This is a genomic window from Streptomyces sp. NBC_00076 (assembly GCF_045041235.1).
In the GTDB taxonomy this organism is placed as follows: domain Bacteria; phylum Actinomycetota; class Actinomycetes; order Streptomycetales; family Streptomycetaceae; genus Streptomyces.
Genome location: NZ_CP108242.1, coordinates 6,646,979 through 6,661,849, shown reverse-complemented (window position 1 = coordinate 6,661,849; position 14,871 = coordinate 6,646,979). Strand labels below are relative to the sequence as shown.

Annotated in this window: 15 protein-coding genes; 8 read left to right on the top strand and 7 right to left on the bottom strand. The window is 72.0% G+C overall.

Annotated elements, in window-relative coordinates:
• Window positions 1-122: 122 nt before the first annotated feature.
• A complete protein-coding gene (locus OHA64_RS30435) occupies window positions 123-473 on the bottom strand; it encodes a hypothetical protein (RefSeq protein ID WP_405618422.1) in 351 nt (116 codons plus the stop codon).
• A gap of 109 nt (window positions 474-582) precedes the next feature.
• Between OHA64_RS30435 and OHA64_RS30430 the strand changes: the two genes are divergently transcribed.
• A complete protein-coding gene (locus tag OHA64_RS30430) occupies window positions 583-897 on the top strand; it encodes an LAETG motif-containing sortase-dependent surface protein (RefSeq protein WP_405618420.1) in 315 nt (104 codons plus the stop codon).
• A gap of 42 nt (window positions 898-939) precedes the next feature.
• The gene (locus tag OHA64_RS30425) at window positions 940-1,743 is read left to right on the top strand and encodes a hypothetical protein (RefSeq protein WP_405618418.1); all 804 of its coding nucleotides are present in this window, start codon (window positions 940-942) and stop codon (window positions 1,741-1,743) included.
• A 67-nt stretch (window positions 1,744-1,810) separates the two neighbouring features.
• Here OHA64_RS30425 and hutH read toward each other — a convergent pair whose 3' ends face one another.
• From hutH to OHA64_RS30410, 3 genes are all read right to left on the bottom strand, one after another.
• Window positions 1,811-3,349, bottom strand: coding sequence for a histidine ammonia-lyase (gene hutH / locus OHA64_RS30420; protein WP_405624179.1), 1,539 nt, complete (start codon window positions 3,347-3,349; stop codon window positions 1,811-1,813).
• 127 nt (window positions 3,350-3,476) lie between these two features.
• Window positions 3,477-4,622: a diguanylate cyclase domain-containing protein gene (locus OHA64_RS30415; RefSeq protein ID WP_405618416.1), complete on the bottom strand. Its 1,146-nt coding sequence runs from the start codon at window positions 4,620-4,622 to the stop codon at window positions 3,477-3,479.
• Window positions 4,623-4,890: 268 nt separating this feature from the next.
• Window positions 4,891-5,691 carry an enoyl-CoA hydratase/isomerase family protein gene (locus OHA64_RS30410; RefSeq protein ID WP_405618414.1) on the bottom strand — a complete coding sequence of 267 codons (801 nt, stop codon included), beginning with the start codon at window positions 5,689-5,691 and terminating at the stop codon, window positions 4,891-4,893.
• Window positions 5,692-5,917: 226 nt separating this feature from the next.
• On the opposite strand from OHA64_RS30410, the gene OHA64_RS30405 reads away from it, so the two are divergent.
• Window positions 5,918-6,697: a hypothetical protein gene (locus OHA64_RS30405; RefSeq protein ID WP_405618412.1), complete on the top strand. Its 780-nt coding sequence runs from the start codon at window positions 5,918-5,920 to the stop codon at window positions 6,695-6,697.
• Window positions 6,698-6,809: 112 nt separating this feature from the next.
• Here OHA64_RS30405 and OHA64_RS30400 read toward each other — a convergent pair whose 3' ends face one another.
• Window positions 6,810-8,009 (bottom strand): adenylate/guanylate cyclase domain-containing protein, encoded by a 1,200-nt coding sequence (locus OHA64_RS30400; RefSeq protein ID WP_405618409.1) that lies wholly within the window; start codon window positions 8,007-8,009, stop codon window positions 6,810-6,812.
• A gap of 214 nt (window positions 8,010-8,223) precedes the next feature.
• Window positions 8,224-9,090, bottom strand: a complete 867-nt coding sequence (locus tag OHA64_RS30395; RefSeq protein ID WP_405618407.1) for a biotin--[acetyl-CoA-carboxylase] ligase — start codon at window positions 9,088-9,090, stop codon at window positions 8,224-8,226.
• Window positions 9,091-9,200: 110 nt separating this feature from the next.
• Between OHA64_RS30395 and OHA64_RS30390 the strand changes: the two genes are divergently transcribed.
• From OHA64_RS30390 to OHA64_RS30375, 4 genes are all read left to right on the top strand, one after another.
• Entirely contained in the window at window positions 9,201-10,811 is a 1,611-nt protein-coding gene (locus OHA64_RS30390; RefSeq protein ID WP_405618405.1) for an acyl-CoA carboxylase subunit beta, read from the top strand.
• A 17-nt stretch (window positions 10,812-10,828) separates the two neighbouring features.
• Window positions 10,829-11,038: an acyl-CoA carboxylase epsilon subunit gene (locus tag OHA64_RS30385; RefSeq protein WP_405618403.1), complete on the top strand. Its 210-nt coding sequence runs from the start codon at window positions 10,829-10,831 to the stop codon at window positions 11,036-11,038.
• A gap of 161 nt (window positions 11,039-11,199) precedes the next feature.
• Window positions 11,200-11,328 carry a morphogenic membrane protein MmpB gene (gene mmpB, locus OHA64_RS30380; RefSeq protein WP_010045609.1) on the top strand — a complete coding sequence of 43 codons (129 nt, stop codon included), beginning with the start codon at window positions 11,200-11,202 and terminating at the stop codon, window positions 11,326-11,328.
• 36 nt (window positions 11,329-11,364) lie between these two features.
• Window positions 11,365-11,985 (top strand): Maf family protein, encoded by a 621-nt coding sequence (locus OHA64_RS30375; RefSeq protein ID WP_405618401.1) that lies wholly within the window; start codon window positions 11,365-11,367, stop codon window positions 11,983-11,985.
• Window positions 11,986-12,009: 24 nt separating this feature from the next.
• Here the strand turns inward: OHA64_RS30375 and OHA64_RS30370 are convergent, their stop codons facing one another.
• Window positions 12,010-12,546: a hypothetical protein gene (locus tag OHA64_RS30370; RefSeq protein ID WP_405618399.1), complete on the bottom strand. Its 537-nt coding sequence runs from the start codon at window positions 12,544-12,546 to the stop codon at window positions 12,010-12,012.
• Between the two features lie 340 nt (window positions 12,547-12,886).
• On the opposite strand from OHA64_RS30370, the gene OHA64_RS30365 reads away from it, so the two are divergent.
• Entirely contained in the window at window positions 12,887-14,659 is a 1,773-nt protein-coding gene (locus OHA64_RS30365; RefSeq protein ID WP_405618397.1) for an acetyl/propionyl/methylcrotonyl-CoA carboxylase subunit alpha, read from the top strand.
• Window positions 14,660-14,871: the final 212 nt, after the last annotated feature.

The window sequence follows — 14,871 nt, the reverse complement described above, 5'->3', positions numbered from 1 at the left end:
ATATGTGTGGGGCACACCACGTCTGCCGTAGCAGTTGGTGCGGGTGTCGGTCCGTGCGCCCCTTGAGACGAGGAAACCCCGGACGGCGGTTGCCGCCCGGAGCCAAGTTTCCCCAAGCGCGTTCAGCCTGCCGCCTCTTCGTCCTCGTCCTCGTCCTCGTGACCATCATCCTCGTCGAGGTCCCAGTCCGGCGAATCGGGGTCGTAGTCGATCTCCTCACTGGACCAGGAGGCCTGCGCGAGTTCCACTCCCGGCACCTCCTTGACCAGGTCGAACGGGTCCACGAGATAGGCGAGGGCCTCCGCGGTGTCTTCCGTCACAGCGCTCTCGGCATGCGCCCGCTCCTCGGCCGGCAGGTCGGAGTCGCCCGCGATCCGCCCCAGAGCGGCTCCGGCGACGGCGCCCGCGTCGCCGACCTCGAGGACGAGTTCCACCCGAAGGCGGACAAAGCGTGATGTCTCTGCAGTGCTCATGCCCGGAGAGTACGACTCAATCCTCCCGTGACTTTCCCGTGACCCGCGACTTTCACTAACATCGCTCCACACGGCCAATTCGCCAGCACCACAAGGGGATCGATATTCCGTGTCATCCGTTCGCCGTCCGTTGCTGACCGCCACCGCCGCGGGGACCCTGCTGGGTGCCCTCTGGTTCGTCCCGTCCGCCAACGCGACAGACGACCTCCCGGCCAGAACGGAGCCTTCGGCGACGCCGAGCGTCCAGGTCACCACCCAGGCGCGGGCGGCGACCGAGACCTCGTCGACCACCGGCGAGGGCACCCAACTCGCCGACACCGGCAGCTTCGACACCACGCCCTACGTCGTCGGCGGCGCGGCCTCCCTCGCCCTGGGCGCCGCGTTCGTCGCGTACTCCGTGAGGCGAGAACGTCACGGTTTTTGATACCACTTGACGTTTTTTTGGCAAAACCTTCATAGTCCGCACATGAAGAGATCATCGAGGGCCCGGATAGCCGCCACGGCGACCGTGAGCGTGCTGTCTGTCGCCCTCATCACCGGTTGCGGCGGGGGTTCGGATGCCCCGGACAACACGGACACCTCCACGGGTTCCGACAAGCCCGCCTCCTCGCCGACCACGGCCGCGAAGACGCTGAGCGCGGCCGAGTTGGAGAAGCTCCTGCTGACGCAGGGCGACATCAAGGGCTACAAGGTCGACTCGGGCGACGACACCCTGCCGAAGTCCACGAGCCAGGTGAAGGTCGACAAGGCCGAGTGCGCGCCGCTCGCCCACGCCATGGCCGCTCTCGCGCCGGGCGACACCGACTCGAACGCGAGCAACAGCCTCACGGAGGAGACCGCGGCGGACGCCGCGTCCAAGGCTCCCGAGGACATCACCGAGGAGGACTTCGAGAGCGCCTTCAAGGTCAACGTGACCTTCGTGGGCCTTTCCTCGTACGAGGGCGACGGAGCCCAGAATGCCGTCAAGGCCGTCTCCGACGGGGTGAAGGCCTGCTCCGGCGGGTTCCTCATCACGGCCGAGGGCGAGAAGCAGAAGATCACCAAGGTCTCGCCGGGCAAGGCCTCCGGCAGCGGTGACGAGTCGGTGGCGTTCTCCGTGGACTCCGACATGGACGGCGAGGGGACGGGCACCCTGAACACCGAGGTGGTGCGCGTCGGCAACACCGTCAGCACGTACTACACGGTGGACTTCGGCACGCTCGCGTCCGGCGGCAAGGCGGCCGAGGTCCCGGCAGCCATGATCGACGCCCAGGTGGCCAAACTGAAGTGACCCGCTGATCGTTCGGGGCCCTGCCGTCGGTTTGGCAGGGCCCCTTGGTACGACTCCCCGCGGGCCCCTACCGCAGCGGCCCGGTGACCGTCTCCGCCGCCGCGACCAGCCGTCCGTCCCGCACGAACGCGTCCGCCGCGGCCAGGTCGGGCGCCAGGAACCGGTCGGGGCCGGGACCGCGCACTCCCGCCTTCCGTGCGGCCTCGATGACCGCCCGGGAGGCCGGCGCCGGGGCCAGTCCCTCGCGCAGCTCCACGGCGCGCGTGGCGGCGTACAGCTCGACGGCGACGACCCGGGTGAGGTTGTCGACGGCGGTGCGCAGCTTGCGGGCGGCCGACCAGCCCATGGAGACGTGGTCCTCCTGCATCGCGGAGGACGGGATCGAGTCCGCCGATGCCGGTACGGCCAGCCGCTTCAGCTCGCTGACCAGGGCAGCCTGCGTGTACTGGGCGATCATCAGCCCGGAGTCCACGCCCGGGTCGTCGGCGAGGAACGGCGGCAGACCGTGGCTGCGGTTCTTGTCGAGCAGCCGGTCGGTGCGGCGCTCGGCGATGGAGGCGAGGTCGGCGGCCGCGATGGCGAGGAAGTCGAGGACGTAGGCCACCGGGGCGCCGTGGAAGTTGCCGTTGGACTCGACGCGACCGTCGGGGAGGACCACCGGGTTGTCGACCGCCGAGGCCAGCTCGCGCTCGGCGACCAGGCGGGCGTGGGCCATGGTGTCCCGTCCGGCGCCGGCGACCTGCGGGGCGCAGCGCACGGAGTAGGCGTCCTGGACGCGGGGGGCGTCGTCCTGATGGTGGCCGGTGAGCTCCGAACCCTCCAGCACGGCCAGCATGTTGGCTGCGGCCGCGGCCTGCCCGGGGTGCGGGCGGATGGCGTGCAGCTCGGGGGCGAGGACCTTGTCGGTGCCGAGGAGGGCCTCCAGCGACAGCGCCGCGGTGATGTCGGCGGACTTGTAGAGCGTGTCCAGGTCGGCGAGGGCCATGACCAGCATGCCGAGCATGCCGTCGGTGCCGTTGAGGAGGGCGAGGCCCTCCTTCTCGCGCAGTTCGACGGGGGCGATGCCGTGCTCGGCGAGCAGCTCACCGGCGGGGCGCACGACACCGTCCGGGCCCTCGGCGTCGCCCTCCCCCAGCAGGGTCAGGGCGCAGTGGGACAGCGGGGCCAGGTCGCCGGAGCAGCCGAGGGAGCCGTACTCGTGGACGACCGGGGTGATGCCGGCGTTGAGGACGTCTGCCATGGTCCGGGCGACCTCGGGGCGGACGCCGGTGTGTCCGGAGCAGACGGTTTTCAGCCGCAGGAACATCAGCGCGCGTACGACCTCGCGCTCGACCCGCGGCCCCATCCCGGCGGCGTGCGAGCGGACGATGTTGCGCTGCAACTGGGCCCGCAGCTCCGGGCTGATGTGCCGGGTCGCCAGAGCCCCGAAGCCGGTGCTCACGCCGTAGACGGGGTCGGGCTTGGCCGCGAGCCGGTCCACGATCCCGCGAGCGGCGGCGAGGGCCGCGACCGCCTTCTCGGAGAGCTCGATCCGGGCGCCGCCGCGCGCCACGGCGAGAACGTCGGACGCGGTCACCCCGGACGTCCCCACCACCACAGTGTGCATATCCATATTCAGGAGCGTACGCAGTGAATTCGATGATGTCACCAGTGGAGGCGGGGTTCACCCCTTACCGATGCGTCACATTCCGGCGACGCCCGGCGCCCGGGTCCCCGCCGCGCCGATACCCGTGTCAGGGGCGCCCCCGGAACCGGCGTCGTTCGGTGGTCCGCTCGGCGGCGGGCTGGTCGGCCAGTCGTACGACCGGATCGTCGGGGCCCCCGCGCCCGGCGACCACCGGCCAGGTGGCCCGCTCCGCCTTGGCCCGGTACTGGGCCGCGTCGGCGAGCCGGAACAGCCGGCGGGCGGACAGTACGGGCCCGATGGGGTCCTCGGTGGACGCGACCCCGCAGGCCACCCCCTCGCCCAGCTCCAACTCGGCGGCCCGGCGGCAGAGTTCTCCGGCCGCCTCGACCACCTCGTCGGCGGGCGGCCCGACCGCGAGCAGACAGAACTCGTCCCCGCCGAGGCGCGCGGCGAGGGCACCGGGCAGCATGGCGCCGCACAGCGACAGGACGGATCCGAAGCGTTCGAGGAGCCGGTCACCGACGGCGTGCCCGCGGGTGTCGTTGACGCGCTTGAGCCCGTTCAGATCACAGACGACAAGACTGACGACGATCCCTTCCGTACGGTGCCGTTCGACCGCCTCGTCCAGGCGGGCGTCGACCGCGCGGCGGTTGGCGAGGCCGGTGAGGGCGTCGGTGAACGCCAGTCGCCGCACCTCCTCCAGCCGCTCGGTCTGGGCGATACCGGCGGCGACGACGGAGGCCAGGACGGTGGCGAAGTCGGCGTCACCGCGGTCGAAGACGGGAGCGCCGACCGGGCGGGCCACATACAGCTCGCCCCACGCCAGCCCGTGCAGCACGATCGGCGCGACGACGCAGCAGCCGCGGCCTCGGCGGCGCAGGGCGGCGACGCGCTGGTGGACGTAACCGGGCCGGCGCCCGGCGGCGGGCCCCTCCGCGGTCTCCACCCACGCGTTGGGCTCACCGCCTCCGGCCCACCGCTCGTGCAGGAACTCGGTGATCTCGGCGAACTGGTTCACCGGGTAGGCCTCAGTCTCCGGGAACTCCTCCTCGTCCTCGGCCCGCTCCCCGACGTTCACAAGCACCCGCAGCCGTCCGCGCTCCCGCTCCCACACCGACAGCGCGGCGAAACTCCCGCCGAGGGCGCGGCATCCGCCGTTCGCGGCGGCCCGCCACACCTCCCGCGAGCTGTGCGCCGCGGCCATGCCCTGCGCCAACGCGACGATGCCCGTGAGCCGAGTGTCCTCACCCATCACTCCAGGCTAGGGAGGTTCGGGACGAACAGGTCAGTTGATGCGGCGGTGGGGTGACCGAGGCCCAGGGGCCATCACGGGGCGACTGGCCCCGCTCCCGCCCACACGGCCTCCGCCTCCGCTCGCCGTTGCCGCGGGACGGCCCGTCGCTCCCCGCCACCGCGACCACCGCTTCCCATTGCCGCAAGACGACCTGCCGCTCCCCCGCCACACGACCTCCGCTCCCCGCTGCCACGGGACGCCCCGCAACTCCCCCGGCCCCCGCGGCTCACTCCCCCGGCCACTGCGGCTTCCGCTTCTCGTTGAACGCCGCCACTCCCTCCGCCCGGTCCCCCGAGAACGCCACCGATCGCCATGCCGCGTCCTCCACCTCCAGGCCGGCCCGCAGATCCAGCCCGTGCCCCAGTCGCAGCGCCCGCTTCGCCGCCCGCAGACCCACCGGGGAGTTCGCCGCGATCCGCCCCGCCGTCGCCAACGCCTCCTCCCGGTCCTGCCCCGCCTCCACCAGCTGGTCCACCAGCCCCAACTCGCGCGCCTCCGCGGCCTCCACCCGCCGGGCCGTGAAGATCAGCTCCGCCGCCCGGGCCGCCCCCACCCGCCGCGGCAGCAGTTGCGTGCCACCGCCGCCCGGAATCACCCCGACCGACACCTCAGGCAGCCCCACCACGGCCGTGCGGTCCGCCACGATCAGGTCGCAGGCCAGGGCCAGCTCGAAGCCGCCGCCCAGCGCGAACCCGTGCACCGCCGCGATCGTCGGCACCGGCAGCTGGAGGACACCGGTGTACGCGCCCCGGGTCACCGGCCGCTGCCGTACCAGATCGGCATCGGAGAAGGAGTTGCGCTCCTTCAGGTCGGCGCCGACACAGAACGCCCGCTCATGGGTCGAGGTCAGCACGACCACCCGTACGTCGCGGTCCTCGCCCAGTGCCGTACAGGCCTCCGTGAGGGACCGGGCCATCCCGGTCGAGACCGCGTTCATGGCCTTGGGCCGGTCCAGGGCCAGCTCCGCGACATGCCCCTGCTCATGCCGCCGCACCAGCACGAACTCCCCGAACCGTTCCTCGCTCATGACACCCTCCCGGCCATTGGTTAACGACGGTTAACATCCCGCGCTCCGATCATCGCAGCCCGGCCTCCCGGGGGAAAGAGCGGACGCGGGCGCAGCTTCCCGCGACCGCGCCCGACACCCCGTTCGAGTGAACATCCCTCGCAACCCCCGACGCACCGCCCACGAGAGCGCATAACGTGCGTCCGCCACGGCGCACCGGGGGCGAGAGCGCATGGGGAGGATCGCGATGACGACGACGTACCGGCCGGCCGGGCCGGAGAGAGCCACCGCACCACGGGCCGCCACCGCGCCACAGGCCGCCACCGGCCCACCCGGGTCGTACGACACCGACGACTACGACCACGCCGGAACCGACACCGGTGCGGGCACGGGTGCAGGTACCGGCCCCGGCCCCCGGCTCTGGGCCCCCCGAGGCCGTCACCGCAGGCCCCGCCCCCGCAAGGTGCTGCTCGCCGCGGGAGGCATGGCGCTGGCCGCCGGTGTGCTGGGTCTCGTACGGATGACGCCGGAGTCGGGGGTCGCCGGGCTGGGCACCGCGGAGGCCGAACCCCGGCCGGACAGCCCCACCACCGCCACTGCCACAGACCTGGCGACCAGCGCCGCCGCGACCGTCGGGGCCCTCCCCGAGGTGAGCCCCGCGGCGACCGCCGCCGTGGGCGGGTCGAGCGCGACCCCGTTCCGCGGGGTGCCCCTGGCCCGCACGTCGTCCAGGACCGCCGCACCGCCGACACCCGCGCCGGACACCACGACCATCCCGGACGCCCCGAACCTGCCCGGAGCCCCGGCGGGGGCCAACACTCCCCGACCGCCGGCCCTCGCCGACACCACCGCCCCACGACCGACGCGGACGCCCACCCCGACCCCGCCCCCGGCCGTGACGCCGACCTCGCCCCCGAGCCGCACCTCTGCCGCACCGACCCCCGCGCCCCAGCAGCCCGGGCGGACCCACCGGCCGGGCCTGTGCGTGCCGATCATCGGCGTGTGCGTCGACCCGCTGAACCACTGAGACAGCCCGCACAGGCCCCACAGATCCCCGCAGGCCCCACGGGCCACCGCAGACCCTGCCGGGCCTCAGAGCCCCGGAGAAGAGGCCGCAGCGCCGCCGAAGGGCGGCGCGGTCAGGACGTCGTCCCGTCCCGGCGCGTGAGCAGCCACGGCTCCACCACGCCGAGCCCGCGCACCGGCCGCTGCCACATCGGCTGCAACGCGAAGCGGTACGTCGGGGGCTCCTCGCCCTCCTTCTCGGCGGTCGCCGCGGCCTCGGCCGCCTCCGCCTCGGAGACCGGGGCCTCAGCGGTACGGATCAGCTCCTCCGCGAGGGCACTGTCGACGAGGACGGCGTCACGCGGAGCTATCGACGTCAGCCGGGAGGCGAGGTTCACCGTCGTACCGAAGACATCGCCCATGCGAGTGGTCACCGTGCCGAAGGCGATGCCGACCCGCAGCTCGGGCATGGTCTCGTCGTTCGCCATGGTCTCGATGAGGCGCAGCGCGATCTCCGCGGCCACACCCGCGTCGTCGGCGGCGTACAGCACCTCGTCGCCGAGCGTCTTGATGAGCCGTCCGCCGTTCGCCGCGACCAGGTCGGCGGCGGTGGTCTCGAAGGCCTCGACGAGCTCGCCGAGTTCCTCCTCCTCCATACGCCGGGTCAGCCGCGTGAACCCGACGAGGTCGGCGAAGCCGACGGCGAGGCGCCGGTCGACCATCTCCTCGTCGTCGGCGGCCTGGACGACCCGGCCGGCCGAGGCGGCGAGCTGGCGGCGCCAGACGTAGACGAGGAACTCCTCCAGCTCGGGCAGGAGCAGCTCGACGATGGGGTACGTCACCTCGGTGCGTGTCATCCCCGGCTCGGGCGGCTCGGTCAGCCCCTCCAGGAAGGAGTCCATCTGCCACTCGGCCAGCCGGGCCGTGGTCTGGCCGGTGGACCGGGCCACCTGCACGGCCATCGCCTCGCTCAGCAGTCCGGCCTCGACGAGACCGGCGAGCCGGCGCAGGGCCAGCACGTCCGCCTCGGTGAGCGCCTTGGCCTGGCCGATGTCGGCGAAGCCCATCGCCCGCCAGAAACGCGAGGCCAGCTCCATGGAGACACCCGCGCTGCGGGCCGCCTGGAAGGGCGTGTAGCGCCGCTCGGCACCGAGGATGAGGTGTTCGAGGCGCAGGGCGAGCGGGTTCCCGCCGGGGTCGGAGGCGTCGGGGTCTCCCCGCTCGAACGAAGTCGAGTACGGGGGAGGGTCCACCGGGCCGTCCACGTCCGCGTACGGGGGAGGGTCCACCGGGCCGTCCGCGTCCGCGCCGGAGCCCGTGTCGTCGACGGTCACGCCTGCTGCCCTTCCGATCTGCCACGGTCAGGTATCGACCGGCCTTCACTTTACGGTAGGTGTGCGCCAGCTCACTCCGTCAGGTTGGATGACGGTTCGGTGCCGCCGTCTCGTCCGTGGTCGACGTCGGGTTGTTCCTGCCTCGAGGCCGCCGACCCGGACCCCCGCGTCGGCCTGAACCACCTGGTCCCGGACGCCGGACGGGCCGTGGTCCTCACGCCGGTCGCAGGTGCACGATGTCTCCCGCACCAACCGGCTGCTGCACGCCCTCCCCCGTCGCGATCACGAGTCTGCCGTCCCCGTCGACCGCCACCGCCTCGCCCACGATCGACCGGTCCCCCGGCAGCTGAGCCCGAACCGTCCGGCCGAGCGTCGCACAGCCCGCCGCGTACGCCTCCTGCAAGCCGCTGAGGCCCGGGTCACCGCCCGCCTCCCGCCACGTCCCGTACCACTGCTCCACGGAGCGGAGCACGCCCCGCAGCAGCGGATCCCGGTCCGTGCTCACCGCCCCGGCCAGCGCCAGGGACCCCGCCTGCGGCACCGGCAGCTCCTCCGCGCGCAGGGTGACGTTGATGCCGACGCCTACGACGACCCCGTCGTCCCCGGCCCGCTCCGCGAGGATCCCGCCGGCCTTGCGTTCCTCGCCGCCGACGGTGACCAGCACGTCGTTGGGCCATTTCAGTGCCGTGTCCACACCGGCCGCCCGGGACAGACCGGTCGCCACCGCCACCCCGGTCAACAGCGGCAGCCAGCCCCAGCGCGCCACCGGGACCTCGCTGGGCCGCAGCAGAACGGAGAAGAACAACCCCGAGCGGGCCGGCGCCGTCCACTGCCGGTCGAGGCGGCCCCGCCCGGCCGACTGCTCCTCGGCGACCAGGACGGCGCCCTCGGTCGCCTTGCCGGCTGCCGCGAGAGCCACCAGGTCGGAGTTGGTGGAGCCGGTCCGCGGCACCACGTCCACCGCCGACCACAAGGCGCCTTCCCGCACCAGCCCGCGCCGCAGCGCGGCACTGTTGAGGGGCGGCCGGTCCAGATCCGCCCACCGGCTGTCGTTCGCGTCAGAACCATCTCGCGGCGTCATGCAACCCACCCTAGGTGTGGTAAACGCCGCACTGCCGAACGAGGGGCACCCCACTACTCTACGGATGAGTAACCGTCCCCCCTTTTGAGCAGGCAGGGAGCCCCATCCCGATGTCCGAGCCGGAAGAGCGTCAAGAGATCCCAGGGATCGACATCCACACCACCGCGGGCAAGCTCGCGGATCTCCAGCGCCGTATCGAGGAAGCGACGCACGCCGGCTCCGCACGCGCCGTCGAGAAGCAACACGCCAAGGGCAAGTTGACCGCACGCGAGCGGATCGACCTGCTGCTCGACGAGGGATCGTTCGTCGAGCTCGACGAGTTCGCCCGACACCGCTCCACCAACTTCGGCCTGGACAGCAACCGCCCCTACGGGGACGGCGTCGTCACCGGGTACGGCACCGTCGACGGCCGTCCGGTCGCGGTGTTCTCCCAGGACTTCACGGTCTTCGGCGGCGCGCTCGGCGAGGTCTACGGCCAGAAGATCGTCAAGGTGATGGACTTCGCGCTGAAGACCGGCTGTCCGGTCATCGGCATCAACGACTCCGGCGGTGCCCGCATCCAGGAGGGCGTGGCCTCCCTCGGCGCGTACGGCGAGATCTTCCGCCGCAACACCCACGCCTCCGGGGTGATCCCGCAGATCAGCCTGGTCGTCGGTCCGTGCGCGGGCGGCGCGGTCTACTCGCCCGCCATCACCGACTTCACGGTCATGGTCGACCAGACCTCGCACATGTTCATCACCGGCCCGGACGTCATCAAGACGGTCACCGGCGAGGACGTCGGGATGGAGGAGCTCGGCGGCGCCCGCACCCACAACTCCACCTCCGGCGTGGCCCACCACATGGCCGGGGACGAGAAGGACGCGGTCGAGTACATCAAGCAGCTGCTGTCGTTCCTGCCGTCCAACAACCTCTCCGAGGCCCCGGCCTTCCCGGAGGAGGCGGACCTCGCCGTCACCGACGAGGACCGCGAGCTGGACGCGATCGTCCCGGACAGCGCGAACCAGCCGTACGACATGCACACGGTGATCGAGCACGTCCTGGACGACTCCGAGTTCTTCGAGACCCAGCCGCTGTACGCGCCGAACATCCTCACCGGGTACGGGCGGGTCGAGGGCCACCCGGTCGGCATCGTCGCCAACCAGCCGATGCAGTTCGCGGGCTGCCTCGACATCAAGGCCAGCGAGAAGGCGGCCCGCTTCGTGCGGACCTGCGACGCCTTCAACATCCCGGTGATCACCTTCGTGGACGTCCCCGGCTTCCTGCCCGGCGTCGACCAGGAGCACGACGGCATCATCCGCCGCGGCGCCAAGCTGATCTACGCCTACGCCGAGGCCACCGTCCCGCTCATCACCGTCATCACCCGCAAGGCCTTCGGCGGCGCCTACGACGTCATGGGCTCCAAGCACCTGGGCGCCGACCTCAACGTCGCCTGGCCCACCGCCCAGATCGCCGTGATGGGCGCCCAGGGCTCGGTCAACATCCTGCACCGCCGCACGATCGCCGAGGCGTCGGCCGCGGGCGAACTGGAGGCGACCCGGGCCCGGCTCATCCAGGAGTACGAGGACGCCCTCCTCAACCCCTACATCGCGGCCGAGCGCGGTTACGTCGATGCCGTGATCATGCCGTCGGACACCCGTCGGCATGTCGTACGGGGTCTGCGTCAGCTGCGTACCAAGCGCGAGTCGCTGCCGCCCAAGAAGCACGGCAACATCCCCCTCTAGCCCGACAGGGAGCCGTCATGAACATCAAGGTCGTACGGGGCAATCCGACCCCCGAGGAGCTGGCCGCCGCCCTGGCGGTGGTCCGAGCCCGCGCCGCGGCGGCGGCCTCGGTACCGCCGCGTGCGGCGCGGGACAGGGACTCCTGGTCCGACCCGGCCAGGATCGCCGCCCATCGCCTGCCCCAGCCGGGGACGGCGTCCTGGGCCCGCACCTACTGGCCGGGCTGAGTGGTACGTCCGTAGGGGCGCGCGGGGCCGCGACATGCGGCTCCGCGGGGCGGGCGCGACAAGCCCCACCGGCCCGCGGCGGAATCACACGACGGCCGCGGACCGCAACTTGAGTACGCGTACTCAGGCGCCCTCCACGAACTCGCCGCACGCTGGTAGGCATGCTGTGGTCCGACCCCGAGAACGAGCCGCCCAAGGAACTGCGTGACACGCAGGACATGCTGCGGCGGCTGGGGGTTCTCATGGCACTGGCCATGGTGCTGGCGATGATCGTCATCGGGGTGCGATGAGACCTCCGGGCGCCGGGCCGCCGATACCCTGACCGTATGACTGCTCAGCCACGCCGCCGACTCGTCCTCGCCTCCCAGTCCCCCGCCCGGCTCGGACTGCTGCGTCAGGCAGGACTCGACCCCGAGGTGATCGTGAGCGGTGTCGACGAGGACGCCGTCACCGCCCCGACCCCCGCCGAGCTGGCGCTCGCCCTGGCCGAGGCGAAGGCCTCCGTGGTCGCGGCGAAGCCCGAGGTCCGGGGCGCCCTGGTGATCGGCTGCGACTCGGTGCTCGACCTGGACGGTCAGGCGCTCGGCAAACCGGCGGACGCCGAGGAGGCCACCGCCCGCTGGAAGGCGATGCGCGGACGCGCCGGAACCCTCCAGACGGGTCACTGCGTCTACGACACGGGCAACGGGCGCTACGCCTCCGCCACCGCCTCCACCGTCGTCCACTTCGGTGAGCCGACCGACGACGAGGTCGCCGCGTACGTCGCCTCGGGCGAACCGCTGTACGTCGCGGGGGCGTTCACCTTGGACGGTCGCTCGGCCCCGTTCATCGACGGCATCGACGGCGACCACGGCAACGTGATCGGCATCAGCCTGCCCCTCGTTCGCCGGCTGCTGGCCGAACTGGGCGTCGGAATCACGGAGCTGTGGGCGCCGCCGGAGAAGTGACCGGCGCGGCCGGGCTGGACGTCGTCAGGGCGTGCTGGGCGCCGGCGGTGTGATCGGGGAGCCGCCGTCGCCCTTGGCTCCGTTCGGAGTACCGCCGGGGGCCGGCGCGTCGGCCGGCGCGGGTGCGGGCACGCCCGGGCTGTCGTACGTCATCAGCAGCAGCACGATCAGGACCAGCACCAGGACCATGAACAGGAACTGGGGCCAGCCCAGCAGCCCCCAGGCGAACGCGCCCAGCAGCCCGTGCACCACGGCCACGCTGATCAGCAGGACGCGTCCGAGGCCGGCGGGCGCACGGTCGCGCAGGGCCACCAGCAGCGCGACCAGGCCGCAGAAGCCGAAGTAGAGACCGAAGACGATCCCGCCGATCTTCGACGAGGTGGACATCATGTCGGGGTCGAGGCCGGCCAGGGACATGTCCTGCCGGTCGACGACGATCCCGAGGAACCAGTTCAACGCGGCGACGCCGAGCGCCTCCGCGAAGAGCACGACCGCCACGATCCACGCCACCGGCCTGCGCACCACCACTGGTCCACCCACCTTCGACTGAGACCCGAGCATGGCTGCTGTGGCCTGAAGTACGTTCGAGACAGCGTGAACGCTACTAACCGGTAAACGTGGGGACAAGAGTCCGGCGGCGGGCAAAGAATCATTGGGCCATTCGTAGGGACTCCACAAAGAAACAGAGTGGGCCGCAGCACGCCACCACAGAGACCTTGACCACATGTGAGGGCTAGGGTTTCCGGGAGGAGTCCCGCGTACCAAGGTGTGACAAGGGATTTCCCCGGTCGAGCAAGCCTCGTATAACGCTCCGTGTGGGCAAGCTCACCAAAGGGGACGGGTCGAAGTGTCGTGTCGGCAGTCCCTAAACTCGGCTTGTTTCAAGGAGGGAGCCTCAATCGTGCGCAAGGTGCTCATCGCCAACCGTGGCGAAATCGCTGTCCGCGTGGCCCGGGCCTGCCGGGATGCCGGTATCGCGAGCGTGGCCGTATACGCCGACCCGGACCGGGACGCTCTGCATGTCCGCGCCGCGGATGAGGCGTTCGCGCTGGGCGGTGACACTCCCGCGACCAGCTACCTCGACATCGAGAAGGTGCTGAACGCCGCGCGCGAGTCCGGCGCCGACGCCATCCATCCCGGATACGGCTTCCTCTCGGAGAACGCCGAGTTCGCGCAGGCGGTCCTGGACGCGGACCTGATCTGGATCGGCCCGCCGCCGCAGGCCATCCGCGACCTCGGCGACAAGGTCGCCGCCCGGCACATCGCCCAGCGTGCCGGCGCGCCTCTGGTCGCCGGCACGCCCGACCCGGTGTCCGGTTCCGACGAGGTCGTCGCCTTCGCCCGGGAGCACGGCCTGCCGATCGCGATCAAGGCCGCCTTCGGCGGTGGCGGCCGCGGTCTGAAGGTCGCCCGGACGCTGGAAGAAGTCCCCGAGCTCTACGACTCGGCCGTCCGTGAGGCGGTCGCCGCCTTCGGCCGGGGCGAGTGCTTCGTCGAGCGCTACCTGGACAAGCCCCGGCACGTGGAGACCCAGTGCCTGGCCGACCAGCACGGCAACGTGGTCGTCGTCTCCACCCGTGACTGCTCGCTGCAGCGCCGTCACCAGAAGCTGGTCGAGGAGGCCCCGGCGCCGTTCCTGTCCGAGGCGCAGGTCGCCGAGCTGTACTCCTCCTCGAAGGCCATCCTGAAAGAGGCCGGCTACGTCGGCGCCGGCACCGTCGAGTTCCTGGTCGGTCTCGACGGCACGATCTCGTTCCTGGAGGTCAACACCCGGCTCCAGGTCGAGCACCCGGTCACCGAGGAGGTCGCCGGCATCGACCTCGTCCGCGAGATGTTCCGTATCGCCGACGGCGAGGAACTGGGCTACGGCGACCCCGAGCTGCGCGGCCACTCCTTCGAGTTCCGCATCAACGGCGAGGACCCCGGCCGCGGCTTCCTCCCGGCCCCCGGCACGGTCACCACGTTCGCGGCGCCGTCCGGCCCGGGTGTGCGTCTGGACGCGGGTGTCGAGTCCGGCTCGGTCATCGGTCCGGCCTGGGACTCGCTGCTGGCCAAGCTGATCGTCACCGGCGCGACCCGCGCGCAGGCCCTCCAGCGCGCCGCCCGCGCCCTGGAGGAGTTCCAGGTCGAGGGCATGGCCACCGCCATCCCGTTCCACCGCGCGGTCGTCCAGGACCCTGCGTTCGCTCCCGAACTGACCGGTTCCGCCGACCCGTTCACGGTCCACACCCGCTGGATCGAGACCGAGTTCGTCAACGAGATCAAGCCCTTCGCCGCCCCCGCCGACGCGGACACGGACGAGGAGGCGGGCCGCGAGACGGTCGTCGTCGAGGTCGGCGGCAAGCGCCTCGAGGTCTCCCTGCCGGTCTCGCTCGGCATGTCGCTGGCCCGCACCGGCCTGGCGGCGGGCGCCAAGCCCAAGCGCCGCGCGGCCAAGAAGTCCGGCCCCGCCGCCTCCGGCGACACCCTCGCCTCCCCGATGCAGGGCACCATCGTCAAGGTCGCCGTCGAGGAGGGCCAGGAGGTCAAGGAGGGCGACCTGGTCGTCGTCCTCGAAGCGATGAAGATGGAACAGCCTCTGAACGCGCACAAGTCCGGCACCATCAAGGGCCTGTCCGCTGACGTCGGCGCGTCCCTCACGTCCGGCGCGGCGATCTGCGAGATCAAGGACTGACACCCGGGTGTGCCGAGGCGCCCGGCGGACTGACTTCCTCAGTCCGCCGGGCGCTTTCGTTTGAGCGGGGCCGTGCCGTCCGGGCGACTTCGCGGCGAGGCAGAGACGGTGGTGGCTGGGTGCCCCCGCCACGCGTGTCCCCGACACGTGTGTGCACGCCACGCTTTTGCGCGGGCCGTCGGCCACGGGGCGCGGTGCGTCGTCGGGGCGGT